This is a genomic window from Aliicoccus persicus (assembly GCF_900110815.1).
Taxonomy (GTDB): domain Bacteria; phylum Bacillota; class Bacilli; order Staphylococcales; family Salinicoccaceae; genus Aliicoccus; species Aliicoccus persicus.
The window spans coordinates 188,583-215,349 of sequence record NZ_FOIT01000001.1 but is presented as its reverse complement, the minus strand read 5'-3'; the positions used below and the strand labels follow the sequence as shown (position 1 = coordinate 215,349).

The window sequence follows — 26,767 nt, the reverse complement described above, 5'->3', positions numbered from 1 at the left end:
CTACAAATTAAACATTTTAAACGTTCTATATGTTTCATCCTGTAATTGATAAATACCAATTGGCACACCTTGATTCTTAAACAACACACGAGATGCACCATGTGGCACCAAATCTCGAACTTCTTGCAATGAGACTTTCTGTCCATTCCTGACTTTAAAAAGCAGCGCTTCATGTTCAGCGAGGTCTACAATCGGATCATCCGTTAAGAATGTTCCAATCGGGATAATGTCATCCGCACTCATCTCTTCTAATGTCACTGCATCATCAATATGAAAACCACAACTCATCGTGCGCACGAGTGATGATAGATGTGCATCCACACCAAGTTTTTTACCGATATCGACTGCTAAAGTTCGTATATATGTTCCTTTTGAACACCTGACATCTATATTAAATGATAACTGTTCGTCATTCAATTCGACTTTAGATGTGCGTTCTATCGAATGGATATGAACTGTCTTAATCGGACGTTCAACTGGCAAATTATTTCGTGCATATTCATAGAGTTTCCAACCGTTCACTTTTACTGATGAATATAGCGGCACCATTTGTTCGTATGGACCATCGAAGGATTGAACGACTTGATCAATTGCCTCTACTGTTACATGGTCAACAGTTGAAGTGCTTGTTACTGTACCACTCGCATCTTCTGTTTCTGTCGAAACGCCTAATGTCACTCTCGCCTCATACCCTTTCTCTCGCTGTTGTAAGATTTCAGTGAGCTTTGTTGCTTGGCCAACAACGACGACGAGCAGCCCAGTAACATCTGGATCAAGCGTGCCCGTATGTCCAACACGTTTTGTCCCGAGTCTTCTTCTCACTTTATATATTACATCATGACTTGTCATACCTTTAGGCTTATTAATGAGCAGCACGCCGTTCATCTGTATGTCCCCACTTTATGTAAAATTTGAGGCACGGTGCATCAGTGTCGTTGATAATTGACTGATTGAACACCGTGCCTATTAAAATGCGTTGTGTACGCTTATTTGTCACGAATTTCATTGAGTAATGATTCAATGCGACTGCCATACTCAATTGAATTATCGTGTTTAAAAACAATTTCTGGAGCTTTTCTTAAACGAATTTCTTTTGCAACTTCACTGCGAATTAAACCTTTCGCTTTATTTAATACTTCTTCAGCATCTTCTTTGTTTTCATTCAATGTTGTGAAGTAAATCGTTGCAACCTCAAGCTCTTGTGTCATTTCAACATCAGTCACAGTCATCATACCTAATTTTGGATCATTGATTTCTGTACGTACTGCTTCGCTGACAATCTTTTTAATTTCTTCTGCAACTCTTTCTCGTCTATTGTTACTCATATATATTACCTCTCAATCTCAACCATAATGAACGGTTCGAAGATGTCGCCTTCTTTTACGTCATTAAAGTTTTTAATTGTAATACCACATTCATATCCTGCTGTGACTTCTTTTGCATCATCCTTAAAGCGCTTCAACTGATCGAGTTCACCTTCATAGATGACAACACCATCGCGAATGACACGCACGCCAGAATCTCTCGTAATCTTACCATCTGTGACGTATGAACCAGCGATTGTCCCAACTTTAGATACTTTGAATGTTTGACGTACTTCTACGTTACCGATGACTTGCTCTTCATACTCTGGATCAAGAAGTCCAGTCATCGCCTGCTCAATCTCTTCAATCACTTTATAGATAACGCTGTGTAAACGCATATCGATATCTTCGCGATCCGCTGCACGTTTCGCATTGACATCTGGTCTAACATTGAAACCGATAATTATTGCAGAAGATGCTGTTGCAAGTGTAACATCTGATTCATTAATTGCCCCAACACCTGTATGGATGATACGAACGTTTACACCTTCGATATCAATCTTCATGAGCGATGCACTGAGCGCTTCAACCGTACCTTGAACATCACCTTTCACGATGACATTTAAGTCTTTCGTTTCGCCTTCCTTTAAGTGATCAAATAAGTTTTCTAAACTTACTTTAGACGTTTTTTCACGGTCCCTCAACACTTGTTCTTTACTGCGTGCCTCACCGATTGAACGCGCTTTTCTGTCGTCTGTAAAGACAACAAATCGGTCACCAGCAAGTGGTACATCATTTAGACCTGTAATTTCTACAGGCAACGAAGGTGGTGCCTCTTTAATACGTTCTCCGAGGTCATTGACCATTGCACGCACTTTACCATACGTATTACCAACTACGATTGAATCACCAACACGCAGAGTACCATGTTGGACGATCAGCGATGCTGCAGGTCCACGAGACTTATCGAGTTCAGCCTCAATGACCGTACCGATTGCGGGACGCTTAGAGTCCGTTTTAAACTCTTCCATCTCACTGACAAGCCCGATCATTTCAAGTAAATCATCAATCCCGTCACCAGACAATGCTGACAGTTGAACAAATATCGTATCTCCACCCCAATCTTCAGGATAAAGACCATGTTCACCAAGCTCTGTCATGACACGATCCGGATTCGCTGTTGGCTTATCCATCTTGTTTACCGCAACAATGATTGGAACTTCTGCTGCTTTTGCATGGTTAATCGCTTCAATTGTTTGCGGCATGACACCATCATCTGCAGCAACGACAAGTACTGTAATATCTGTGACAAGTGCTCCGCGTGCACGCATCGTCGTAAATGCCGCGTGTCCTGGTGTATCTAAAAATGTAATCGGCTTACCATCGTTTTCAATTTGATAGGCACCAATATGTTGTGTAATCCCACCAGCTTCACCCACTGTTACTTTTGTATTACGGATAGAATCGAGCAACGTTGTCTTACCATGGTCAACGTGTCCCATGATCGTTACGATTGATGGTCTTGGTTCTGTTAAAGTTCCCTCTTCAAATAAGAAGAATGAATCTAAGTCCATATCATCAACAATGATCTCTTCACGTGCAACAAATCCATGTTCACTCGCTATCAGTTCAATTGATTCTTCTTCCAGCGTTTGGTTAATATTTGTTACGACACCAACCATGAATAAATCTTTAATGATTTTAGATGCATCAACACCTAATTTTTGAGCAAGTTCACCTACCGTAGTATCTGCTGTGTAATAGAGAATTTTTTCTCCATCTTCAGTCGTCGTCGGCTGTTCAACAGGTTTTTGTTCGGTTGCTTTCGCACGTTCTTTTTTCTGTGTGTTCTTTTTAGATTTTTGTTTCTTAGGTGCATCTTCGTAGTCGTCGCCATACTGATCGACATCATCTGTTTCTAATTTAAATTCTGCATCCAGTAATTCAACTTCATCATCACTTAATGATTTCATATGACTACCAGCTTCAACACCAATTTCGTTTAGAAAATCAATCACCTGTTTACTTTGTAAATCATTTTCTTTTGCATATTCGTAGATTCTAATTTTAGTCATTGAATCACTGTCCTTTCTCGATAAGTTCTAACATTTTTTTGCTAAAACCCTTATCTGTCACCGCACAAACAATGCGGTTGCAATCTCCTGTTGCAATACTCAACTCATCTTTTGAAAAAATGTCGACAAGTGGTACGTTATAATATTTTGCTTTATCGTGCATGCGCTTGCTCGTATTTACACCAGCGTCAAGCGCAACAAAGATTAATTTTGCCTTGTTATTTCTTACTGCTTCCAATGCCTGAGCCTCTCCTGGAACGAGTTTCCCAGCACGCTTACTAAGTCCTAATAGAGACATGACTTCTTTCATCGCTTTGGAATATCCTCTCTATATATAAGACGTATGATCTCATCGTATACTGGATCCAGGTGTTCTGTACTAAAATCGAGCATGGATTCGAGTTTCTTTTTATTGCGTGCATCTTGAACAGCATCTAGGTTTTTGACCACATAACTGCCACGTCCATTGACCTTGCCAGTTGCATCAGCAAATACTTCATTCTCTTTATTGACAACGATCCGAATCAAATCTTTTTTTGGATACATTTGATTCGTCAATATACATTTTCTCATCGGGATTTTCTTCTTCATGTTATCACTCCCAAATACTATTCTTCTGTCAAGTCGCTACTTTCACTTTTAATATCAATTTTCCATCCAGTTAGCTTTGCTGCTAATCTAGCATTTTGACCACGTTTACCGATTGCAAGCGATAGCTGATGGCTCGGTACAGTGACGACTGTAGATTTGTTTTCTTCATCTACTTCAACACTGACTACTTGAGAAGGACTCAGTGCATTTTTAACAAAAATTTCTGGGTCTTCATTCCATAGCACAATATCAATTTTTTCACCAGACAGTTCATTTACAATCGCTTCAACACGCGCACCACGCGCACCAACACATGAGCCGACAGCGTCGACATCTGGATTTTCCGCGTAGACACTTATTTTTGAACGTTCTCCTGCTTCGCGAGCAACACTCATAATTTCTACAGTACCATCATAAATTTCAGGCACTTCACGTTCAAACAGACGCTTTAACAAATTCGGGTGTGTACGAGATACAAAGATCTGCGGTCCTTTTGTTGTCTGCTCAACTTTGTTTACATAGACTTTAATTTTGTCACCTGGTGTGTATTTTTCATTCGGCATCTGTTCTTGTTCACTTAATACTGCATCTGTTTTGCCGAGTTGAACGAAGACAAAGCGGTGATCCACACGATCGACTACTCCATTCAATAACTCATCTTCCTTATCGATAAACTCATCATAGAGAATACCGCGTTCAGCATCTCTTAACCGTTGCATCACAGCTTGTTTGGCAGCTTGAGCACCAACACGGTTAAAGTCTTTCGGCGTCACATCTTCATCATATGGATCGCCGACTTCATATGCTGGATTTAATTCTCTCGCCGTTTCTAGGTCGATTTCTGCCGTCGTATCCGTCACTTCTTCCACAACATCTTTACGTGAAACAACGCGGTAACCACCCGTTTCTGTGTTCAGTTCAACCGTTACATTTTTGTGCTGTGTGTAATTTTTTTTGTATGCAGTTAAGAGTGCTGCTTCAACAGCCTCAATGAGTACTTCTCTGGGTATATTCTTTTCTTTCTGAATAAAATCAATCGCATTGATTAGTTCTTGATTCAATTTAACCATTCCTCCGTTATAATAAAACAGCTTTTCTGATAGTTGCGATTTTATCTCTATCAATCGTTATTGTTTTTTTACGTGCTTTATCTTTGTATTCAATCGTTACAGTATCTTCATCATAGCCAGTAAGCACACCTGTCCACTCTTTTTCGCTACCGATTTGTTGATACGTTTTGACATAAATGCCATTGTTCAATGTTGTCTGTAAATCTTCTTCAGTTTTGATTGGTCTCTCAGCACCAGGAGATGATACATCTAAGAAATATGCACCAGAAATTAAATCCCACTCATCAAGCTTCTCACTAATCGCTTCGCTTGCGCGTACACAATCCTCAATTGTCACACCACCGTTTTTGTCAATGAATAGTCTTAAAAAGAAATCTTTCCCTTCTTTTTTATATTCAACATCGACAAGTAGATAACCAAGCGTTTCAAACTCTGGTTTGACGTGGTCTGCAATGTTTTGTTCAATTTGATTCAAAAAATCACCTCTCTAAAACTAAGAGAAGAACGGGATTCCCCCGTTCTTCTCTACACAATTTGCTATTCAACATTAATATAATAGCATAAATACTTATTTTATGCAATTTATCGTTGATTCTATCACATTTTCATGTTTATAAATCAAATAACGAAAGCTGTGCTTTATCAGGTAGACCATCGAGTGTTCTCAGTTCCGTTAAATAATCGATAATCTTTTGAGACACACCACCGCGTTTTTGCATATCTTCTTTCGATAAAAACATTTCATCATCGCGTGCTTCAACGATTCGTTTGGCGACCGAAGCACCAAGTCCAGGCACAGAGATAAACGGTGGGATAAGTGAATCATCTTCAATGACGAATTCAAATGCTTTAGATTTTTCTAAATGCACAGGCTGGATTTTATAGCCACGCTGTGCCATTTCATTGACAAGTTCTAAAACAATCAGTGTATCTTTCTCTTTTTTCGACAAGTCGTTCATGCGATCACGCGTAATCATATCTTGCACGACTGCTTTTATATCGTCTTTGTCTCGCACCATCGTCAGCAAATCAAAGTCTGAAGCTCTGATCGTAAAATAACTCGCATAATAAAACAATGGGTAATGCACTTTAAAGTATGCGATACGCACCGCCATCAATACATAAGCTGCAGCGTGTGCTTTCGGGAACATATACTTGATTTTATTACACGAATCAATGTACCATTCCGGCACATTATTTTGTCGCATCAATACTTCTTGCTCGGGCAACAACTGACGCCCTTTACGCACGCGTTCCATAATTTTAAACGCTTCAATTGGTTCGAGCCCATCGTACATTAGCTGCACCATAATATCGTCACGACAACCGATGACGTCTTTTAATTCAACGATACCTTTCCGCACGAGCTCCTGTGCGTTGTTTAACCATACATCCGTACCGTGAGATAATCCTGAAATCTGTACGAGTTCACTAAATGTACTCGGACGGGTATCTTCTAACATCTGTCTGACGAAGCTCGTCCCAAATTCTGGAACGCCGAGTGTTCCTGTTTTACAAAGTATGTCATCCGCAGTGACGCCGAGACTTTTCGGTGAACTAAACAACGCCATCGTATCTTTGTCGTCTACAGGAATTGTCTTCGGATCAATTCCCGAGAGATCTTGTAACATCCGAATCATCGTCGGGTCATCATGCCCAAGTATATCGAGTTTTAATAAGTTCTCATCAATCGAATGGAAATCAAAATGCGTCGTCTTCCACTCTGCTTCAATGTCATCTGCAGGATACTGGACCGGTGTGAAATCATATATATCATAATCTTCAGGAACGACGATAATTCCACCTGGGTGCTGCCCAGTCGTTCGCTTCACGCCAGAACAACCAAGCACGAGTCGCTCGACTTCAGCATTGCGCTTTTGTAATCCATGATCATTCATATAGCCTTTGACATAACCAAACGCAGTCTTTTCAGCAATCGTACCGATTGTACCCGCACGATATACTTTTTCTTCACCGAATAACTCTTTCGTATAATGGTGTGCGAGTGCTTGATAATCTCCACTGAAGTTCAAGTCGATATCCGGTACTTTATCTCCTTTAAATCCAAGGAATGTTTCAAATGGAATATCTTGTCCTTCTTTAATCAATGCGATGCCACACGACTCACACGTCGAATCTTTTAAATCATATCCAGAAGACACAGAGCCATCAGTAAAGAATTCTACATGATGACATTCTGAGCAGATGTAATGTGGCGGCAATGGATTCACTTCTGTAATATTCAACATCGTCGCAACGAAACTGGATCCGACAGATCCACGTGAACCAACTAAATAACCATCATCGAGTGATTTTTGAACAAGTTTCTGTGAGATTAAGTAAATGACTGAAAAGTTGTTTGAGATGATGTTATTTAACTCAAACTCTAATCGCTCGACGACTTCCTCTGGTAAATTCGGTCCATATAGCTTGTGGGCGTTCATATAGCAAAGTTCTCGAACTTCCTCGTCTGCACCATCCATTTTCGGTGGATATAACCCGTTTTTAATCACTTCGATATAGTCTATGGAATCCGCAATCTTATTTGTGTTTTCCACAACGATCTCATATGCACGTTCTTTACCGAGAAATGCGAAACTCTCTAGCATTTCATCTGTCGTGCGGAAGTGTGCATCCGGTAAACGTCCGCGACTGAGTGGATTACCTGGGTTACTCTTCACTAAAATTTCACGACTCGTTTTATCCCACTTATCTAAGTAGTGGACGTTACCGGTCGCAACGACAGGAATATTTAATTCATCACCAATTTTAATCAAGTTATTAATTATATCTTCAAGCATCGATTCATCGTGGATGATTTCACGGTCTAACAATCTCATGTACAAATCTTTAGGGAACACTTCGATATAATCATAAAATTTAGCAATCTCTTTTGCCTCACTGTATGTGCCTTGCATCGCAGCAGTAAAGAGTTCACCATTGTCACATGACGATCCAATGAGCAGCCCTTCCCTATACTTCGTCAGCATCTTTTTGCGAATACGTGGCGAACGATAAAAATGATCCGTCAATGATAACGACACGAGTTTGAATAAATTCTTTAGGCCCGTCTGATTTTTCACAAGCAGGTTTACATGTGTAGGCATCGCGCGTTTATATGCATCGTCATTCGACAAATCACCATCGATATCAGCAATGTTTTCTATACCGAGCTCTTTTAACTGTCTTAACATCTTGATGAATATATATGATGTTGCACGCGTATCATAGATTGCTCTATGATGCTGCTCGAGTTCTACATTATACTTTTTAGCCAAGTTGTTTAAGCCATGTTTTTTACTATCCGTATTGATAGTTCGAGATAACTCTAACGTATCGATGACGCTATTTTTATACTCACCTAAATCCGACCCACGATATGCCGCCTGAATAAACCCCATGTCAAAGCTGGCATTATGCGCGACGAATGTCGCATCACCAACCCAATCTTTAAACCGACGGATTACTGGGTCGATATCCTCAGCATCGACTAAATCCTTATCCTCAATTTTCGTTAAATCAATAATTGTTTGTGATAACTTTTGATGTGGATTAACGAACGTACTGAATTCATCGATAATTTCTCCATTAACGACTTTTGTCGCTGCCAATTCAATAATCTTGTCATATTTAGATGAAAGTCCTGTCGTCTCCACGTCAAATACAACAAACGTCTCATCAGCGAGTGGTTTATCTTTCGGATTATATGTGATCGATGCACCATCGTTAACAAGTAACCCTTCCATGCCATATAACACTTTAATTTCAGTGCCGTCCTTCACCTTATCCCGGTCCAGCGCATTAAATGCTTGAGGAAATGACTGAAGATTGTTGTGGTCGGTGATTGCAACGGCCGTATGACCAAAATCTCGGGCACGATTGATTAACTCTTCAGCACTCGGAATTGCATCCATCGCGCTCATCTGTGTGTGCGCATGTAGCTCAACACGTTTCACTTCACTCTTATCCGTCTTTTTCTGACGGTTCACAACACGCAGATTACGAATGTTTAACACTATCTCATTACTGAACGTGTCATACTCAACATTTCCTTCAACAATAGCCCAGTCTCCTTCAGACAAACTTTCAAAGACTGCCTCATCATTCTTACCATTTCTTGAAAATGCTTTACATGTAATGGAATCTGTATAATCTGTAATGTTTATATTTAAAATATGTTTTTTCGTTTTCGTGACAATAACTTTCTTGCTAAAAATCAAACCTTCAATTTTAACGTTGTACTCTTCATCAACAACGTTGTTGAGAGGTCGCACGCCATCAAAATCAATAAATTTACCAAGTTGCTTTTCTACAACTTCAGCTTTTGGTTCCTTGCTTGCTTTCTCAAGCTGTTCTAAATGAGCAACGCGAATTTGTTCAGCTTCTGCCAATATGTTTTGTTTCACTTCGTCATCTTGTGCAATGGATTTATTCGTGTCCACAACATAATCGACGGTATCTAAATGCACACCGTATTTGCCTAACGCACGAATCAATTCACCATTTAACGATTTTCTAAAATAATTCCCTTGAATTTCATCTGACACATGTATGACAAGTGTGTTATGTTGAACTTCTTTGAATGCTTGCAACATCTGTTCTTTCAAATGAACAGTGATCGATGTTTGCTCTATGCAGTGCGCAACATATTCAAGTACTTTCTCCTGCTCTAACGTTTCCACATAGATAACGAGTTCAACTTGTGCAATGTTTTCAAACCCTCGAGAAAGATGACTATATAATCGTTCATATGTATTGACGTTTAACAGGCCAGGAAACTTCAGATAAAAATGCCACACACGCTTTTTATCGTTTACGACGACCTTTTCAAATTGACCATTCGATAACTCATTGTCATCTAGTAAATCAATTTGTTTTAATAACGTTTCATATGATTGTTCCTTATCCATTGATATACCCACCTTACTAAAAAGACACGAGGTGCGCTCGTGTCATTATAAATTCTCAGCTAAATATTGCGTTAATTCTGTTAAAGGTACTTCAACCTTGTCTGTTTGATTTCTAAATTTCACTTCGACATTTCCATCAGCAATACCACGACCAACGACTACACGAACTGGCATACCGATTAAATCTGAATCTTTAAATTTAACACCTGCCCGCTCATCTCGATCGTCATACAACACTTCATATGATTTACTGAGTGTCTCGTAAAGTGATTCAGAGGCATCGACCATTCCTTCGTCTTTCATGCTCGCTGTGACTAAATGTATATCGAATGGTGCAACGGATTTCGGCCAGATGATGCCATCGTCATCATGATGTGCTTCAATAACCGCACTAAGTGCACGAGATACACCGAAGCCATAACAACCCATCTTCACAAACTGACTGCGCCCGTTTTCATCAAGTACTGTAAAGTCCATAGACTCTGAGTACAATGTACCAAGCTTGAAAATATGTCCGAGTTCAATCCCTTTCATGAACTTCGCTTTACCACTGCCATCTTCAACCATTTCACCTTCATTGATGAATCTAAAGTCGCCGATACCTGCTGCAGTAAAATCACGACCTTCATTGACATTGAGAAAATGATAATCATCGATGTTGGCACCGACAGGATAGTTCGACATACCAGCCACCTGATAGTCAACATACACTTCAAGTTTCGTATCGACCGGACCAAGTGAACCCGGTTTAGCTCCCATCAACTCAGCAACGCTTTCTTTCTCAGCAAGTTCAACGATGCTTGCATCAAAGTATGATTTTATTTTTGTATCGTTTAGTTCCTGATCACCACGAATAATGAACATTTTAAATTCACCATCGACATCCGCAATCATCGTCTTCGTCGTCTGTTTAAGATCGATACTTAAAAATTCTGCAAGTGATTCACAAGATGCAACGTTTGGTGTCTCTACCTTTTCGAGTGGCTTGTGTGCTGCACGATCTTGATCAACAGGTAAACAAGCTGCTTTTTCGATGTTCGCAGAGTAGTCACTCTCTTCTGTGTAAACGACGATGTCTTCACCGATATCTGATAGGACCATAAATTCTTCACTGTCTTTCCCACCGATCGAACCAGAATCTGCTTCAACCGCACGGTAATCTAAATTAAGGCCATCTAAAATTTTCATGTATGCAGATTTCATATCGTTATATGTTTTATCTAAAGATGCATCATCAATATGAAATGAATACGCATCTTTCATAATGAATTCTCGACCTCTTAGCAATCCGAAGCGTGGTCGACGTTCATCTCTAAACTTCGTTTGAATTTGGTAAATCGTCAGCGGAAGTTTCTTATAACTTTTAAGTTCACCCTTCAACATATCTACGACAACTTCTTCATGCGTTGGTCCGAGTGCAAACCCGTTGTCGTGACGATCGGTAAAACGCATCAGCTCATCACCGTATGCCTGCCACCTGCCACTTTGCTCCCATAATTCTTTCGGAGAAAGAACCGGCATCATGACTTCTGCTGAACCGATGTTGTTCATTTCAGTTCTAACGATGTTTTCTATTTTTAATAATGAACGACGTGCTAACGGTAAGTAGTTATAAATACCCGCAGCAACTTGAGAAATCAAGCCGGCCCTTAACATGATCTGATGGCTAATACTTACAGCATCACTTGGTGTTTCTCGACGCGTTGGAATAAATAAATTGGTCTGTCTCATGATTTGTCTCCTCCATATCTCTAGCTAAAGAAAAAGTTTTGAATATCGTTCCATGTCACTAAAATCATAATCATCAGCACAAACAACACACCGAATACTTGAATGTTAATTTCAACACGACGGTTTACAGGCCTTCTAAATATAGCTTCATAAAGCACAAACAGTATGCGCCCACCATCAAGTGCCGGTATCGGCAATAAGTTCATTATACCTAAGTTCACACTCAACATTGCAGTAAATCGCATCAACACGATAAAACCTTGCTGTGCCATTTCATTTGTAACTACAGCAATACCAACCGGACCATTTAACATATCAAAACTAAATTCACCTTCAAAAATACTGATAAATAGTTCAACCACTAATGTGAAAATGAGCGTCGACATTTCTACGGTTTCTTGGGCACCCCAAAGTATTGGTTCAAACACACCGCGTTCAAATTTCGCACCGATACCAATGACGAGTCGATCGACTTGTTCACCAGCGAGCTCTTCGGTAATCAGTTCCGGTGTCATCGTTAACGTTTCAACCTCACCGCTATGTGCACGTTCTACTTCTAGTTCTAGTGGCACTGCACCTTCATCTTGTATGACTTCGGTCATATCCGTCCATGTCTCAATCGAACGACCATTGATTGAATTGATTCGGTCATCAACAATTAATCCAGACTCTTCAGCAGGCAGTCCTTCAGACAGAGATCCAACGACCGGTTCATCGACATTTTTACCTGTTAAGAAAAATACAATCGTGAACAAGACGAATGCAAGTAGGAAATTAAACAGCGGTCCAGCAAAAAGTGCCTGGAATTTTTGCCATGGCGATTTACCTTCAAAACGCATATCTGCGGGCGCAATACGTTCTAAATTCGCATTTTCTACAAAATATGCTTCTTCGGCGATATGATATTTTACGAAGCTGTTATCATGTAATCGATGGGCAGTAATATACATCTCACGTTGAATGTCTGAACTATCGATTTCGACTTCTTCAACTTGTGTAAAATTGTGTTTATCGTCAAGCAATACGTGTGTAATCTCTTCGTTCTCATTCAATTTTACTTGTATACGCATGCCTGCATTCAATGGATTGATTTCCATATCTTGACTTGCCATTCTGACGTAACCACCGACAGGCAGAAGACGTATCGTATAGAGCGTATCGTTATGTTTGAAAGAAAATATTTTTGGACCCATACCAATTGCAAATTCAGGACACATGATGCCCGCGCGTTTGGCAAATATTAAGTGACCAAGTTCATGTACGGTTACGAGCAGTCCAAAGACCGCTAAAAAGGCTAAAAATCCTAACAGCATGTTACTTCCACCTCATTAAAATCTATTATTCTTATAAACTTCATCCACATGCAAGATCGTATCAATGTCAGGATTTTGTATGACTTGATGGTGATTCATCGCATTTTCTACAATCTGTTCTATCTCTAAAAATGAAATCTTTTCTTGTAAAAATTCATTGACTGCAAGTTCGTTTGCTGCATTGAGAACCGCAGGCATCGTACCTCCGATTTTAATTGCATCGTATGCATACTGCAACATTTTAAATCTATTTAAATCCATTTCTTTAAAATTCAGCTGGGTGAGTTGAGTCCAGTCTAATGGATTATCCATCGGCAGGCGATCTGGATAAGTGAGTGCAAATTGGATTGGGTGACGCATATCTGAGTTTCCCAGTTGAGCAATGATACTATTATCAACAAATTCGACCATTGAATGCACGATGCTTTCATGATGAAGAATCGTAGAAATTTGATCCACTTCTAAATCAAACAGCCACTTTGCTTCTATGACCTCGAGTCCCTTATTTAACATCGTCGCTGAATCGATTGTGATTTTCTTACCCATCGACCAGTTCGGATGATTAAGCGCATCTTTCAGCGTTACTTTGTCTAACTCATGACGTTCTAAATCTCTAAATGAACCACCGCTTGCAGTAATCATCAAGCGTTTGATTGCTTTTTTATCTTCACCTTTTAAGCACTGAAAAATAGCGGAGTGCTCAGAGTCTACGGGCAAAATTTGAACACCTGCTTCTTTTGCCGCATCCATAACGATTGCACCCGCTGCAACGAGCGTTTCTTTATTCGCAAGTGCGATCTCTTTTTTCTGTTTGATTGCAGCTACCGTTGGACGTATGCCAATACTTCCTAATATCGCTGTAACTAACATGTCTGATTCGTCGTGTGCAATCTCAAGCAAACCATTCATACCATATGAAAATTCAATTTTTGGATACTCAAGTTTTAATGTCGCAATATGCGTTTCATCTTTCATACAAACTCGGTGCACATCAATACGCGATAAAATCCCACGCAATACATCGACGTTTTCACCTGCAGCAATCGAGATGACTTTAAATTGTGATTTATTTTTTTCGACAACGTCAATCGTCTGTAATCCGATTGATCCTGTTACACCGATAATTGATATTTTTTTCACTTAAAAACCACCTATAATAAAAATGGAAGAATACTCATGATGGGTAAAACAAAGATCAAACTATCAAAACGATCAAGCAGCCCACCGTGTCCTGGCATCAGCGAACCAGAGTCTTTAACATCAAAGTGCCGTTTCAATGCAGACTCAACGAGATCACCGAGTTGTCCAAAAATGCTTAAAATAATTGCATATAGTAAGAGCAACCATAATTCTAAATGGACAATCCAACCTGCTCCAAAAAATATTATACCGACTGCAACGGCAGTAATGATACCACCAAGTGCACCTTCTATCGTTTTATTTGGTGAAATCTGCGGCCATAATTTATGACGACCGAGCAAGCGGCCAAATAAATAAGCACCGGTATCTGTCCCCCATACAATGAGAAGTGCAAATGCAATGTATTCAAGTCCTGTTTCACGTATTTCATAAAAGTACATAAATCCAAAACCGATATATAAGACACTGATCACACAGAAGCCCATATCTACAAATGTAAATCTATTTTTACTCAGTACAGTAAATGATAGTGCGAGTATTGCGAGTACGACGATTGCCTCAAACTGAAAGTCTTTCACAACGAATAAGTACTTATTCGGCAGAACAATAATCGCTAAAGCAATCAACGAAATAATACCAGGAATCGAAAATATATGTATTCGGTTCATCTTTAAGATTTCATATAAACAAACCGCCGCCAGAAAGCCAACCAAAATAAGGACAGGTAATTCTCCGTAAATAACGATAGGTATAAAAAGAATCAGAAATACAATTGCTGAAATTGTACGTACGAACAAAGAATTACCCCCCTTTTTTCAAGCCCCCAAAACGGCGTTCACGCTTTCTATAGTCGTCGATCATCTGTGATAATTCCTCTGCCGTAAAGTCTGGCCACAATGTATCTGTGAAAAACAATTCACTATAGGATGATTGCCAAAGTAAAAAATTACTCAAGCGATACTCACCGCTCGTTCTGATAATCATATCCGGGTCTGGATACTCGCGTGTCATCAAATATCCATCGATTAAATGCGTATCAATATCTTCTATGCCTACCTTGTTATCATTCATATCCTGATAAATGTCTTTAATTGCTTGGACGACTTCATCTCTTCCACCATAGTTTAAGGCAAAGATTAAAGTGAGCCCCGTATTTTGTTGTGTTGAATCAATCGCTTCGTTTACTGCCCGCTGTGTATTTTTAGGTAATGCTTGAACATCACCTATCGTTTTTACCCGTACATTTTCTCGAATGAGCTCTGGTAGGAAATGACTTAAAAAATCTATTGGTAAACGCATGAGAAAGTTGACTTCACTTCTTGGGCGTGTCCAGTTTTCTGTAGAAAAAGCATATAGTGTTAAATACTTAATACCTATATTCGAACAAAATGTCGTGATGCGTTTTACGTTTTCCATACCTTCACTGTGTCCCTTGATCCGGGGTAAATTTCGCTGTTTAGCATATCTGCCATTGCCGTCCATAATAATACCAATGTGTGCTGGCAACGGCTTTTTTTCTTCATCATTATCTGTAACCAAATGACTTGCCCCCTATAAACTAATCCAAGTTAAGGTATAATTTTAATTCATTTATTTTAACATACTTCATACATTATGACACAAAAAGACCAGGTAGAGAAATACTACCTGGTAAAGTTTAAACTGACATAATATCCTGTTCTTTTTTGTCACAAAGTGTATCAATCTCTTTAATGAATTTATCTGTTAAAGATTGTACGTCATCACTATAACCTCTCAACTCATCTTCAGAAATTTCTCCATTTTTTTGTAACTTTTTCAAATCATCATTTGCATCACGTCTTACATTTCTAACGGATACTTTTGCAGTCTCTCCAATTTTACGCGCATCTTTCGTAAACTCTTTTCTGCGCTCTTCAGTTAATTGAGGCACTGTAATACGAATCATTGTACCATCACTCGTAGGATTCACGCCGAGGTCTGCTTGTTGGATTGCTTTTAATACATCATCTACTGAACTCTTATCGTAAGGTGTCACAGTAAGCATTCTTGCTTCTGGTACACTGACAGTTGCAAGTTGGTTAACCGGCGTTGGTGCACCGTAATAATCAACATTTACTCGATCTAATAAACTTGCATTCGCTGCACCAGTTCTAATACTTGCTAGCTCACGAGTTAAGCTATCAACTGCTTTTTGCATCTTGCTTGTTGCATCTTTAATAATACTGTCTGACATGTCCATTCATCCTTATTATTTATTTATGAGTGTCCCGATTGTTTCACCAAGAACAGCACGTTTAATATTACCGTCATCTGTAATTGAAAATACCACAAGTGGTATATCGTTGTCCATACAGAACGATGATGCAGTTGAGTCCATCACTTGAAGATTCTTTTGAATCATTTCCAAGTAAGTCAATTCATCAAATTTAACTGCTGATGAATCTGTTTTCGGATCTGTAGAATACACACCGTCGACATTGTTTTTACCCATGAGAATAACATCTGCATTAACCTCTGCTGCACGCAGTGCAGCTGTCGTATCTGTCGTGAAGTACGGGGTACCATTTCCTGCTGCAAATATTACAATACGACCTTTTTCTAAGTGACGAATCGCACGGCGTCTAATATAAGGTTCTGCAACTTCTTTCATTTCGATAGAAGTCAGCACGCGTGTTTCACAACCGATTTGTTCTAAGCTATCTTGCAATGCAAGCGAGTTCATCACTGTTGCAAGCATGCCCATATAATCAGCTGTTCCACGATCCATTCCTAAGTCACTGCCAATTTTACCACGCCAGATATTACCGCCGCCGACGATAATCGCAATTTCAACATCCAGTTCTTTTGCTTCTTTCACCTGTGCAGCAAGATTTTTGATGACGACTGGATTAATACCAAATCCATCGTCACCGGCAAGTGCTTCACCACTTAATTTTAATACGATTCGTTTATATTTAGAGGTTCCATACATATTATTCATTCCCTTATCTGTAATTTAGAAAAAAAGACACCGAAGTGTCTTTAAATTATTTCTTTACTTGACCAAGTACTTCGTCAGCAAAGCTTTCTTCTCTTTTTTCGATACCTTCTCCGACTTCATAGCGTACGAAGTTAGCTAAAGTACCACCTTTAGATTTAAGATAAGCACCAACAGTTTGATCTGAATCTTTAACAAACGGCTGATCTACCATACAAATTTCCTCTAAATACTTTCTCATTCTACCTTCAACCATCTTATCAACGATGTTTGCTGGCTTACCTTCATTCAATGCTTGTTGTTTTAAAATTTCACGTTCGTGATCAAGTTCCTCTTGAGAAACTTGGTCTTTTGAAACGAATTTAGGATTTAAAGCAGCTGCATGCATTGCCACGTCTTTTGCAACTTCTACATCTGTAACACCTTCAACTAGAGTTAACACACCGATACGTCCACCCATGTGTAAGTACTCACCGAATGCATCTGCATCAGTTTTTTCAACAATCTCAAAGCGACGTAATGTTAACTTTTCACCAATACGTGAAACAGCTTCAGTCATAACGTCAGACACTGGCTTACCATCCAATTCTGAATTGTTTAATTCATCTAAATCTGCAGGCTTCACTTCTAAAATATGGTTTGCAATGTTTGAAACTAATTCTTGGAACATTTCGTTGCGCGCAACGAAGTCTGTTTCGGCGTTAATTTCAACGATTACACCAGTATTTCCTTTAGATGCAACGTGAACTGCACCTTCTGCTGCAATACGATCTGCTTTTTTAGCAGCACTCGCAATCCCTTTTTCTCTTAAGTAGTCGATTGCTTTGTCTAAGTCGCCATCAGTCGCTGTCAGTGCTTTTTTACAATCCATCATTCCTGCGCCAGTTTTTTCGCGAAGTTCTTTAACTAATTTAGCTGAAATTGCCATGTGTTTATAATCCTCCTGGACCTATTTTTTAAAAATGGTGATAAGAGAATTACTACTTATCACCGCTAATGTTTACTTTATAATTATTCTTCAGTAGATTCAACCGTGTTGTTTTCTTCAGTTTCTTCAACTGAATCTTCTTCAGTCATGTCAATGTTTTGCTCTGCAGCAACATCTTCGTCACTGATTCCACGCTGACCTTCTAAAATCGCATCTGCCATTTTAGATGTCATCAATTTAACGGCACGAATCGCATCGTCATTCGCTGGAATTACGTAGTCGATTTCATCTGGGTCACAGTTCGTATCTACCATTGCAACGATAGGAATACGCAATCTTTTTGCTTCCATAATTGCGTTTCTTTCTTTACGTGGATCTACGATGAATAATGCTTTAGGCATTTCTTTCATCTCACGAATACCACCTAAGAATTTCTCAAGACGCTCATATTCTTTGCGAAGCTCGACAACTTCTTTCTTTGGAAGTACTTCGAAAGTACCGTCCGCTTCCATGCGCTCGATTTCTGAAATACGGTTGATACGACCTTTGATTGTTTGGTAGTTCGTTAAGATCCCACCTAACCATCTTTGGTTAACGTATAACTGTCCTGCGCGCTCTGCTTCTTCTTTAATTGAATCTTGTGCTTGTTTTTTCGTACCGACGAATAAAACCTTACCACCGTCTTCAGAAACACTCTTGATGAAATCATAAGCTTCTGCTACTTTCTTCACAGTTTTTTGTAAATCAATGATATAGATACCATTTCTTTCTGTGAAAATGTAACGCTTCATCTTAGGGTTCCAACGACGTGTTTGGTGTCCGAAATGTACACCCGCTTCAAGCAATTGTTTCATACTAATTACTGACATAAATATTTCCTCCTTGGTTTTACCTCCAGCTCATCTTATTTCAGCTACCGCATGCGGCACCGACTGAAACTTCGGACAAACTGTGTGTATTAGCACTTTTTAGCGCCATCAAACATATTAACACAAAAGTGACTACGCATCAAGTCGTAGTCACCATAAAATAATGATTAAATTAAATTTCGCAATTCTTCAGGGAATGATTCTTTCTTAACCTTAATAAATGTTCCCTTCATCCCGAGTGATCTTGAATCGATTACACCCGCACTTTCTAACTTTCTTAGCGCATTGACGATAACCGAACGCGTGATGCCAACTCTATCTGCAATTTTCGATGCAACGAGCAGACCTTGTGGTCCGTCAAGCTCATCAAAAATATGAGTGATTGCTTCACGTTCTGAATAAGATAATGAGTTGATCGCCATTGTAATGCTCGCCTTATCACGTGCTTTTTGCTCGATCTCATCATGTTGTTCTCTGAGCATTTCCATCGCAACAACCGTCGCCGCATATTCTGCAAGCACGAGATCGTGCTCAGTAAATGAATCAGTTACACGACCGAGTACAAGTGTACCAAGTCGTTGTGCAGCGCCCGAAATCGGAACGATACACGTGCTTGAATCTTGAAACGAGTCTTCTTTTGGGAATACAGTTAAGTCATTCTCAAACGGAATGTTCGATTCTGTCTCTGTGACAACAAATAAGCGCTCTACATATTCATCTGGGAATTGCTCATCGTTTAACATATCATGTACACGTTCATTGACACCATCTTGATTCAAACTATAGCCGACGAGTCGACCTTTATCTGAAAGAATGAATACATTGCTCGATATTACATCCCCCAGTTTTTTTGCAAGCTTCTTATAATCCACATTCACACTGTCATGCGACTGGATCAAGCGGCTGATTTCTCTTGTCTTATCTAATAATGACATAGTTGCTTCCCCTCTTTTGTCCTATAGAATATATTTACTTAAATTTTTGTCTGACTTAATGTGCGACAGTTTTGAATCGACATATTGTGTCGTAATCTCCACGTGTGCCCCCATCATGTTGCTCGCTTCATAGAGCAGCTCTTCAAGCAATGTCTCTAATATTGTATGCAAGCGTCTCGCACCGATATCATCCGTTTCATTATTCACTTCATATGCGATTTCTGCAAGTTTTCTTATCGCCTCGTCAGTAAATGATATTGTCACATCCTCCGTGCCGAGCAGTGCTTGATATTGTGCAAGTAATGAATTTTTAGGTTCTTTTAATATGCGCTCAAAATCATCTGCCGTCAACTTTGATAATTCTACACGGATTGGGAAACGTCCTTGTAACTCTGGAATTAAATCGCTAGGTTTCGCCATGTGAAATGCACCAGCGCCGATGAATAGAATGTGGTCTGTATGAATTGTTCCATATTTCGTATTGACAGCACTGCCTTCAACAATTGGTAAAATATCGCGTTGCACACCTTCACGTGAGACATCTCCAGAATTGGTTGAGCCTTTCGCGATCTTATCCATCTCATCGATAAAGATTATCCCCATCGTCTCAGCAAGTCGAATCGCAGCATCATTAACTTCGCTTATATCCATGAGTTTCTCTGCTTCTTCGCGCTTTAAGATTTCACGCGCATCTTTTACCTTTAGCGTGCGCTTCTGTTTTTTCTTTGGCATTAAGTTTTTAAACATGTCTTGCATGCCTGACATATCAACGCCAGGACCAAATCCACCAGGCATCTCAGGCTCTTGTTCGACTTCAATCTTCACTTCATAATCTTCGAGATAACCATCGCGTAAACGTTCCCTTAAATTCGAACGCTTCACCTTTACTTCTTCTGTTACTTCTTCACTTGGTTCAGCGTTTTGATTCATGTTCATAAACATTTGAAATGGATTTTGTTGATCATTCGATTGACGTTTCACACCCGGTGCAAGCAAGCCAACCAATCGCTCATTCGCCAGTGCGACGGCGTCCTCTTCTACCAGTTTAAATTGTTCATCCTTGACAATGCGAATGCTCGCTTCGACGAGATCACGAACCATGCTCTCTACGTCACGGCCCACATAACCGACCTCGGTAAACTTCGTCGCTTCTACTTTCGTAAATGGTGCACCCGTTAGTTTCGCCATGCGGCGTGCAATCTCAGTCTTACCGACACCAGTCGGCCCAATCATCAAAATATTTTTTGGAATGACTTCGTCTTTGATGTCATCCTCCAGTCTCATGCGGCGATATCTGTTGCGCATTGCAATCGCGACTTTCTTTTTCGCCTCTGATTGACCGATGATATTCTCATCAAGACTAGCTGTAATTTCTCTTGGCGTTAATTGAATACTCAATACTGTAACTCTCCTTATTCGATCGTTTCTACGATAATTTGATCATTCGTAAATACACAGATGTCTGCTGCAATCTCTAATGCATCTTTTGCGATTGTTTTCGCATCGAGATTATCACCGTGCTTTTTCATCGCACGACCAGCACTCAGTGCATAGCTTCCACCGCTGCCGATTGCAATCATGCCATCATCTGGCTCAATCACTTCACCTGAACCCGATACGACGAGCAACGTCTCCTTGTTCATGACGATGAGCATCGCTTCTAATTGACGGAGCATCTTATCGCCGCGCCATTCCTTTGCTAATTCGACTGCTGCACGGTCCAGCTGACCGTTATATGTGTTCAACTTTTCCTCGAATTTCTCGAACAATGTAAATGCATCTGCCACCGAACCCGCAAATCCTGCGAGTACTTTATCTTGATACAGACGCCTTACCTTTCTTGCTTTATGTTTCATTACGATTTGGTTCCCCATCGTCATCTGTCCGTCACCACTCATCGCAGCGACTCCGTTATGATGAATCGCAAATATCGTTGTACCTTTGATTACCATCATGTCACCTCTTATTTCCTGGATGAAACTCCAAATATGTTTTCCTTAAATTTTCACGCGACACATGCGTATACTTTTGTGTCGTCGATAAAGATTCGTGCCCAAGTAGTTCCTGCACAGCCCTTAAATCTGCACCATTATTTAATAAATGTGTTGCGAATGTATGTCTCAATTTGTGTGGATGTAAGTGAAAGTTAAGTGCACTTTTCTTTACCAACTGATTTAAAATATAGCGCAGTCCACGATCAGTCAGCACGTCACCTTTAAAGTTTAACCAAATGCTGCCTTGATTTGGTATTTTATTGTGAAATGTTTCTAAATATTCTTCGAGTGCAAAGTGCGCACGATCATTAAACGGAATGATGCGCTCCTTATTACCTTTACCAAGTACGCGAATGACTTGACCCGTAAAATCAATGCTACGCTTTGATATACCAAGTAACTCTGAGGCACGCATCCCCGTCCCATATAACAATTCTAATATTGCTATATCTCGCGTGTACATCTTACTGTTTTGGTCAATCGAACTAAACAGTTGTTCGATTTCATTCTCATAAAAAAATGTTGGTAAATATTTATCTTGTTTCGGTAATGGCAAATGATCAAACGGATTATGTGTCACATAATCGCGCTGAATTAAAAAGACGTAAAACGCACGTATCGCCGAGATCTTTCGTGCGATCGTCGACTTTTTCAATCCATCTTTGTACAGCGTATGTAAAAAATTTCGTGCATCCCGGTATTGAAATGTTTCGAAAGTTAAAGTTTCACGCTCTAAAAAAGACTGGAAGCTTTCCAAGTCTCTCATATAACTATTCACCGTATTTTGTGATAAATTGCGTTGATATAGGAGTTGATCTTTAAATTGTTCCATATGCATCAAACCGACCTCCTAATTCTGAATTTTACCACAATTCCAACTATTTATGCATAGATAAAGACAAGCAGCAATTTACCACTTGTCTTTACAATCTCTATTTATTGACTAACTTGCTTTTTCACTGTAATCACATTCTGTACATTTCACTGTGACATTTTTACCTTTTTTCGATTCTACAAGATAATTTTCACATTTCGGACAATCTCTGCCGATTGGCTTATCCCAAGATACGAAATCACATTCTGGGAAACGATCACAGCCATAGAAAATTCTATTGCGTTTTGATTTGCGCTCGACAACGTCGCCCTCATTACACTTCGGGCACTTCACACCAATCGATTTGACGATGGCTTTCGTGTTGCGGCAATCTGGGAAATTAGAACACGCCATAAATTTACCGTACCGACCCATTTTATATACCATCGGCGAACCACATTTCTCACAGTCTTCCCCTGCAGGTTCATCTTTGATTTCAATCTTTTCCATCTCTTCTTCCGCACGCTCAACTTGCGGTGAGAATCCTTTGTAAAACTTATCGATGACACTGACCCAGTTAGCTTCTCCGTCCGCAATATCATCCAGTGAACGTTCCATCTCATTCGTGAACTGAACGTCGATAATATCTGGGAAGTACTCTGTCACAGAATCATTGACGACTTCACCGAGTTCTGTCGGCATAAATCGTTTTTGGTCCATTCTCACGTAGTTACGCTTTTGAATCGTATCGAGTGTCGGTGCATAAGTTGAAGGACGTCCAATACCAAGCTCTTCAAGTGTCTTAACGAGACGTGCTTCTGTATAGCGCGGTGGCGGTTGTGTGAAGTGTTGCTTCGGATCAATTTTCTCCGCTTTCACAACTTCACCTTCATTTAATTCAGGCAGCGCGTTTTCTAGCTCTTCTTCCTCATCGTCTTTACCTTCAATATAAATCGTCATAAACCCTTTAAACTTGATCGTCTGTCCATTACTTCTGAACATGACATCATTGTTCCAAAGATCAACACGCACAGTATCAAGTACTGCCGGCGCCATTTGAGATGCAATGAAACGATCCCAAATGAGTTTATATAGACGATATTGATCGCGACTTAAATATTGTTTCACATTGTCAGGTGAACGATCACTTGAAGTCGGTCGCACCGCTTCGTGAGCATCTTGACCTGCTGTTGCTTTTTTATTGCTGTCAGCTTTCAAATATTCTTTACCGTATTTACCTTCAATAAACGTTGCTGCTTCAGCTTGTGCAACAGGAGATATCCGCGTTGAGTCAGTTCTCATGTACGTGATCAAACCGACCGTTCCACTGCGTCCTAGTGCAATACCTTCGTATAACTGCTGCGCAATCATCATCGTTTTACGTGCTTTGAAGTTTAATTTACGTGCGGCTTCTTGTTGCAGTGATGAAGTCGTAAATGGATTTGCAGGGAATCTTCTTTTCTCTTGTTTAACAACTTTACCAACTTCAAAGTCATCGCCTTTAATTTGAGCAAGTACTTCTTTCACATCTGATTCTTGTTTTAAGTCAACTTTCTTACCTTTCACCGAATTGAATTTTCCGGTGAAAGATTGACGACCTTTTTTAAATGTATTGGTAATTGTCCAATACTCTTCTGGTTTAAACTTTTTAATTTCTTCTTCGCGATCAATAATCAATTTTAATGCAACAGATTGAACGCGACCTGCAGACAATCCCTTTTTCACTTTCTTCCATAATATTGGAGAAATGTTGTAACCGACGAGACGGTCTAATATGCGTCGTGCTTGTTGTGCATCGACGAGTTGCTGATTAATCTCACTTGGTGCTTTAAAGCTGTCTTTTACTGCATCTTTCGTAATCTCATTAAATACGACGCGATAATAATCATTATCTTCTCCAAGCGCGTGAGACAAATGCCAGGCAATTGCTTCACCCTCACGGTCCGGGTCACTTGCTAGAAAAATTTTATCTGCTTTCTTTGCTTCTTTCTTTAATTCTTTTAATAATGGACCTTTTCCACGTATCGTGATGTACTTCGGTTCATAGTTGTTCTCAACGTCAATTCCCGTCTGACTTCTTGGTAAGTCACGAACGTGACCGTTTGATGCAAGTACTTTATATCGCTTACCTAAATACTTCTCAATCGTCTTTGCTTTTGCAGGTGATTCAACAATCACTAAATTGTTAGCCACGAGCCTTACCTCCTTCATCTTTCTATTCAGTACCAAATAATACATACAAAGGTTAAACATTGTCAATCATTAAATTCTGGAGTGACTACAACTCTTCTAAAATATCTTGAGCCGAAAGGACCATTTTTGCACCCTCTTGTATACGTAAATTTGTCCCTTTTGAATACTTTGAAGTCATGTTACCAGGCAAGCACATCGCACTCCTATTTTCATCCATCGCCATCTCTAACGTGACCAAGCTGCCACTTTTTTCTTCAGCCTCTGTCACCAACACCCCTTTAGATAAACCCGCAATAATTCGGTTTCGTGCAACAAAGCGCCATTTCTCTATACCAGTTTCAGGTGGATACTCACTCAGCGTCAAATAATGACAGTCTAACACATCTCTCATATGCTGTGTTGTTTTTGGATAATGGATGGAATGACCAAAAGCGAGGATACCGATTGTTGGCAACTGATTGTCGATGGCAATTTTATGTGCATATTCATCCGCACCAAAAGCGAGTCCAGAGACGATGACGACATTACTCAGTTCACTGAGAAGTGAAGATAATGATGCGCGCGTGTACTGTGTACAATTTCTACTACCAACGATGCTGAGCGCGTGGATTTTTAACAAATCGATGTTGCCCCTGTAATATAAAATATAAGGGGGATCATAAATTTCTTTTAACAGCGGTGGATAATTCAGGTCATTGATTGTTATATATTTCACGTCATGACGTCTCAACAAATATTCTAACTGTGATGTATCTAACGCATCATATGTTTGAAGTTTTTTCTGAATAGATTTCGAAGTTTTCGCATGTTTTAAAGTGATGTATTCTTTCGCAGTAATTTTTAAAAAGGATAGCTTGAGCAGGTTGATGTTGATCCCTCTTTTTATCGTTTGATAGGTCTATTATATAGTAGAAAGTAATCGTAAAAAATTAAAAATACATGTCAAAATTTCTTATAAAAACAGAAAAAAAGACAAGAAATCTCACGATTTCTTGTCTTTTCGTTATCACTTGTTGAATTAGATTACAATTATTTTACAGTTAAGCATTTTTCGTATAATCCGTCTTCTTGCTTAATACGTTTAATTAAAGTTTCACCAATTTCAGATGGTGTTGGTGCAGTTTCGATACCCGCATCATTTAATGCTTCGATCTTAGATTCTGCAGTACCTTCTCCACCTGAAACGATCGCACCAGCGTGACCCATACGCTTACCTGGAGGTGCAGTCACACCACCGATGAATCCAACAACTGGTTTCGTCATATTTTCTTTCACCCATGCCGCTGCTTCTTCTTCAGCAGTACCACCGATTTCACCGATCATTACAACCGCATAAGTTTCAGGGTCTTCATTGAATGCTTTTAATACATCAATGAAGTTTGTCCCGTTAACTGGGTCTCCACCGATACCAACAGCAGTCGTTTGACCGATACCTTCTTGTGTTAATTGGTGAACCGCTTCATACGTTAATGTACCAGAACGGCTAACTACACCAACGTGACCTTTTTTGTGGATGTAACCTGGCATGATACCAATTTTACACTCATCTGCTGTAATAACACCTGGACAGTTTGGTCCAACAAGACGTGTCTTTTTATCTTCTAAGTAACGCTTAACTTTAACCATATCTAATACTGGGATATGCTCAGTGATACAGATTGCCATATCCAAGTCAGCATCCGCACATTCTACAATTGCGTCTGCTGCAAATGGAGCTGGCACGTATATAACAGATACTGTTGCACCTGTTGCTTCTTTCGCTTCTTGAACTGTATTAAATACTGGAACGCCTTCTACTTCTTGTCCACCTTTACCTGGTGTTACACCAGCGACGATTTGAGTACCGTACTCAAGCATTTGTTTCGTGTGGAACAACGCTGTAGAACCAGTGATACCTTGAACTAAAACTTTCGTATTTTTATCAATAAATACACTCACAGT

At 39.7% G+C, this 26,767-nt stretch carries 24 protein-coding genes; all 24 read right to left on the bottom strand.

Annotation, left to right across the window (positions count from 1 at the left end; translation table 11 throughout):
• The 24 genes from truB to sucD all read right to left on the bottom strand — a co-directional run bounded on the left by truB (nucleotide 1) and on the right by sucD (nucleotide 26,764).
• Nucleotides 1-885, bottom strand: a complete 885-nt coding sequence (truB, locus tag BMW30_RS00975) for a tRNA pseudouridine(55) synthase TruB (RefSeq protein WP_091472987.1) — start codon at nucleotides 883-885, stop codon at nucleotides 1-3.
• 101 nt (nucleotides 886-986) lie between these two features.
• A complete protein-coding gene (rbfA, locus tag BMW30_RS00970) occupies nucleotides 987-1,325 on the bottom strand; it encodes a 30S ribosome-binding factor RbfA (protein WP_091472985.1) in 339 nt (112 codons plus the stop codon).
• Nucleotides 1,326-1,330: 5 nt separating this feature from the next.
• Entirely contained in the window at nucleotides 1,331-3,379 is a 2,049-nt protein-coding gene (gene infB / locus BMW30_RS00965) for a translation initiation factor IF-2 (protein WP_091472982.1), read from the bottom strand.
• 4 nt (nucleotides 3,380-3,383) lie between these two features.
• Nucleotides 3,384-3,689, bottom strand: a complete 306-nt coding sequence (locus BMW30_RS00960; protein ID WP_091472979.1) for a L7Ae/L30e/S12e/Gadd45 family ribosomal protein — start codon at nucleotides 3,687-3,689, stop codon at nucleotides 3,384-3,386.
• Entirely contained in the window at nucleotides 3,686-3,970 is a 285-nt protein-coding gene (gene rnpM / locus BMW30_RS00955) for an RNase P modulator RnpM (protein WP_091472976.1), read from the bottom strand. The genes BMW30_RS00960 and rnpM overlap by 4 nt, the downstream gene beginning before the upstream one ends.
• Nucleotides 3,971-3,987: 17 nt before the next feature.
• A complete protein-coding gene (gene nusA / locus BMW30_RS00950) occupies nucleotides 3,988-5,031 on the bottom strand; it encodes a transcription termination factor NusA (RefSeq protein ID WP_377910787.1) in 1,044 nt (347 codons plus the stop codon).
• Nucleotides 5,032-5,047: 16 nt separating this feature from the next.
• Nucleotides 5,048-5,515, bottom strand: a complete 468-nt coding sequence (rimP, locus tag BMW30_RS00945) for a ribosome maturation factor RimP (RefSeq protein ID WP_091472972.1) — start codon at nucleotides 5,513-5,515, stop codon at nucleotides 5,048-5,050.
• A 136-nt stretch (nucleotides 5,516-5,651) separates the two neighbouring features.
• Nucleotides 5,652-9,950 carry a PolC-type DNA polymerase III gene (locus BMW30_RS00940; RefSeq protein WP_091472970.1) on the bottom strand — a complete coding sequence of 1,433 codons (4,299 nt, stop codon included), beginning with the start codon at nucleotides 9,948-9,950 and terminating at the stop codon, nucleotides 5,652-5,654.
• A gap of 45 nt (nucleotides 9,951-9,995) precedes the next feature.
• The gene (locus BMW30_RS00935) at nucleotides 9,996-11,681 is read right to left on the bottom strand and encodes a proline--tRNA ligase (RefSeq protein WP_091472968.1); all 1,686 of its coding nucleotides are present in this window, start codon (nucleotides 11,679-11,681) and stop codon (nucleotides 9,996-9,998) included.
• A 20-nt stretch (nucleotides 11,682-11,701) separates the two neighbouring features.
• A complete protein-coding gene (gene rseP, locus BMW30_RS00930; protein WP_091472966.1) occupies nucleotides 11,702-12,994 on the bottom strand; it encodes an RIP metalloprotease RseP in 1,293 nt (430 codons plus the stop codon).
• Nucleotides 12,995-13,009: 15 nt separating this feature from the next.
• A complete protein-coding gene (locus tag BMW30_RS00925) occupies nucleotides 13,010-14,134 on the bottom strand; it encodes a 1-deoxy-D-xylulose-5-phosphate reductoisomerase (RefSeq protein WP_091472962.1) in 1,125 nt (374 codons plus the stop codon).
• Between the two features lie 11 nt (nucleotides 14,135-14,145).
• On the bottom strand, nucleotides 14,146-14,931 hold the full coding sequence (locus BMW30_RS00920) for a phosphatidate cytidylyltransferase (RefSeq protein WP_091472959.1): 786 nt from the start codon (nucleotides 14,929-14,931) through the stop codon (nucleotides 14,146-14,148).
• Nucleotides 14,932-14,935: 4 nt separating this feature from the next.
• On the bottom strand, nucleotides 14,936-15,673 hold the full coding sequence (locus BMW30_RS00915) for an undecaprenyl pyrophosphate synthase (protein WP_091472956.1): 738 nt from the start codon (nucleotides 15,671-15,673) through the stop codon (nucleotides 14,936-14,938).
• 118 nt (nucleotides 15,674-15,791) lie between these two features.
• Nucleotides 15,792-16,349, bottom strand: coding sequence for a ribosome recycling factor (gene frr / locus BMW30_RS00910; protein ID WP_091472951.1), 558 nt, complete (start codon nucleotides 16,347-16,349; stop codon nucleotides 15,792-15,794).
• A 15-nt stretch (nucleotides 16,350-16,364) separates the two neighbouring features.
• The gene (pyrH, locus tag BMW30_RS00905; RefSeq protein ID WP_091472947.1) at nucleotides 16,365-17,087 is read right to left on the bottom strand and encodes a UMP kinase; all 723 of its coding nucleotides are present in this window, start codon (nucleotides 17,085-17,087) and stop codon (nucleotides 16,365-16,367) included.
• A 55-nt stretch (nucleotides 17,088-17,142) separates the two neighbouring features.
• Complete coding sequence (gene tsf, locus BMW30_RS00900) at nucleotides 17,143-18,021, bottom strand: translation elongation factor Ts (RefSeq protein WP_091472943.1); 879 nt, start codon at nucleotides 18,019-18,021, stop codon at nucleotides 17,143-17,145.
• An 83-nt stretch (nucleotides 18,022-18,104) separates the two neighbouring features.
• Nucleotides 18,105-18,890, bottom strand: a complete 786-nt coding sequence (gene rpsB / locus BMW30_RS00895) for a 30S ribosomal protein S2 (protein ID WP_091472939.1) — start codon at nucleotides 18,888-18,890, stop codon at nucleotides 18,105-18,107.
• Between the two features lie 167 nt (nucleotides 18,891-19,057).
• Nucleotides 19,058-19,825 carry a GTP-sensing pleiotropic transcriptional regulator CodY gene (gene codY / locus BMW30_RS00890; protein WP_091472936.1) on the bottom strand — a complete coding sequence of 256 codons (768 nt, stop codon included), beginning with the start codon at nucleotides 19,823-19,825 and terminating at the stop codon, nucleotides 19,058-19,060.
• 21 nt (nucleotides 19,826-19,846) lie between these two features.
• Nucleotides 19,847-21,223 carry an ATP-dependent protease ATPase subunit HslU gene (hslU, locus tag BMW30_RS00885; protein WP_091472931.1) on the bottom strand — a complete coding sequence of 459 codons (1,377 nt, stop codon included), beginning with the start codon at nucleotides 21,221-21,223 and terminating at the stop codon, nucleotides 19,847-19,849.
• Between the two features lie 14 nt (nucleotides 21,224-21,237).
• On the bottom strand, nucleotides 21,238-21,777 hold the full coding sequence (hslV, locus tag BMW30_RS00880) for an ATP-dependent protease subunit HslV (protein ID WP_091472928.1): 540 nt from the start codon (nucleotides 21,775-21,777) through the stop codon (nucleotides 21,238-21,240).
• 4 nt (nucleotides 21,778-21,781) lie between these two features.
• The gene (xerA, locus tag BMW30_RS00875; protein WP_377910781.1) at nucleotides 21,782-22,660 is read right to left on the bottom strand and encodes a site-specific tyrosine recombinase/integron integrase; all 879 of its coding nucleotides are present in this window, start codon (nucleotides 22,658-22,660) and stop codon (nucleotides 21,782-21,784) included.
• Between the two features lie 102 nt (nucleotides 22,661-22,762).
• Nucleotides 22,763-24,826, bottom strand: coding sequence for a type I DNA topoisomerase (topA, locus tag BMW30_RS00870; protein WP_091472926.1), 2,064 nt, complete (start codon nucleotides 24,824-24,826; stop codon nucleotides 22,763-22,765).
• Nucleotides 24,827-24,911: 85 nt separating this feature from the next.
• Entirely contained in the window at nucleotides 24,912-25,646 is a 735-nt protein-coding gene (gene dprA, locus BMW30_RS00865) for a DNA-processing protein DprA (RefSeq protein ID WP_281242135.1), read from the bottom strand.
• 209 nt (nucleotides 25,647-25,855) lie between these two features.
• Nucleotides 25,856-26,764, bottom strand: a complete 909-nt coding sequence (gene sucD, locus BMW30_RS00860; RefSeq protein ID WP_091472921.1) for a succinate--CoA ligase subunit alpha — start codon at nucleotides 26,762-26,764, stop codon at nucleotides 25,856-25,858.
• Nucleotides 26,765-26,767 lie beyond the last annotated feature (3 nt).

Coding starts and splice junctions, on each gene's coding strand:
- BMW30_RS00940 (WP_091472970.1), bottom strand. CDS start 9,950: ATGGATAAGGAACAATCATATGAAACGTTATTAAAACAAATTGATTTA.
- BMW30_RS00960 (WP_091472979.1), bottom strand. CDS start 3,689: ATGAAAGAAGTCATGTCTCTATTAGGACTTAGTAAGCGTGCTGGGAAA.
- rbfA (WP_091472985.1), bottom strand. CDS start 1,325: ATGAGTAACAATAGACGAGAAAGAGTTGCAGAAGAAATTAAAAAGATT.
- infB (WP_091472982.1), bottom strand. CDS start 3,379: ATGACTAAAATTAGAATCTACGAATATGCAAAAGAAAATGATTTACAA.
- tsf (WP_091472943.1), bottom strand. CDS start 18,021: ATGGCAATTTCAGCTAAATTAGTTAAAGAACTTCGCGAAAAAACTGGC.
- BMW30_RS00935 (WP_091472968.1), bottom strand. CDS start 11,681: ATGAGACAGACCAATTTATTTATTCCAACGCGTCGAGAAACACCAAGT.
- rnpM (WP_091472976.1), bottom strand. CDS start 3,970: ATGAAGAAGAAAATCCCGATGAGAAAATGTATATTGACGAATCAAATG.
- hslV (WP_091472928.1), bottom strand. CDS start 21,777: ATGGTAATCAAAGGTACAACGATATTTGCGATTCATCATAACGGAGTC.
- truB (WP_091472987.1), bottom strand. CDS start 885: ATGAACGGCGTGCTGCTCATTAATAAGCCTAAAGGTATGACAAGTCAT.
- rpsB (WP_091472939.1), bottom strand. CDS start 18,890: ATGTCAGTAATTAGTATGAAACAATTGCTTGAAGCGGGTGTACATTTC.
- pyrH (WP_091472947.1), bottom strand. CDS start 17,087: ATGTATGGAACCTCTAAATATAAACGAATCGTATTAAAATTAAGTGGT.
- rseP (WP_091472966.1), bottom strand. CDS start 12,994: ATGCTGTTAGGATTTTTAGCCTTTTTAGCGGTCTTTGGACTGCTCGTA.
- frr (WP_091472951.1), bottom strand. CDS start 16,349: ATGTCAGACAGTATTATTAAAGATGCAACAAGCAAGATGCAAAAAGCA.
- codY (WP_091472936.1), bottom strand. CDS start 19,825: ATGTCATTATTAGATAAGACAAGAGAAATCAGCCGCTTGATCCAGTCG.